Origin of the sequence: Streptomyces sp. VTCC 41912, assembly GCF_045799175.1 — a bacterium.
Classification (GTDB): Bacteria; Actinomycetota; Actinomycetes; order Streptomycetales; family Streptomycetaceae; genus Streptomyces; species Streptomyces albulus_C.
Genome location: NZ_JBJMAB010000115.1, coordinates 1 through 575 on the forward strand (window position 1 = coordinate 1; position 575 = coordinate 575).

General features: G+C 70.8%; 1 protein-coding gene. It reads left to right on the forward strand.

Annotated elements, in window-relative coordinates; translation table 11 throughout:
• A partial coding sequence (locus ACJ6WD_RS41380; RefSeq protein WP_407617831.1) for a condensation domain-containing protein occupies positions 1–575 on the forward strand: 575 nt, incomplete at both ends.

The following is a 575-nucleotide window of genomic DNA, read 5'->3' on the forward strand; positions in this document are numbered from 1 at the left end:
AAGCGGCGTTCGCGCCGTTCGCGTTGGCGTCGGAGTTGCCGTTGCGGGTGACGTTGTTCTCGCCTGGTGCCGAGGCGCATGTGTTGCTGTTGACGTTGCATCACATTGCGAGTGACGGGTGGTCCGAGGCGCCGTTGTTGCGGGACCTGTCGGTGGCGTATGAGGCGCGGTTGGCGGGTGCGGCGCCGGAGTGGTGTGCGTTGCCGGTGCAGTATGCGGACTACACGTTGTGGCAGCGGGAGTTGTTGGCGGAAGTCGGTGCGGAGCAGGGGCGGTTCTGGGCGGGTACGCTCGCCGGCCTGCCGCAGGAGTTGTCCCTGCCGGCGGACCGGGCGCGTCCGGCGCAGCCGACGTACGAAGGGGGCCTGGTTCGGTTCGAGTTGTCGGCCGGGTTGCACGGGCGGCTGGCCGGGCTTGCTCGTGCGCACGGGGCGACGGTCTTCATGGCGCTCCAGGCGGCGGTGGCGACCCTGCTGACCCGGCTGGGCGCCGGCACGGACATCCCCCTCGGCACGCCCACCGCGGGGCGCACCGACCAGGCCCTGGACGACCTCGTCGGCTTCTTCGTGAACACG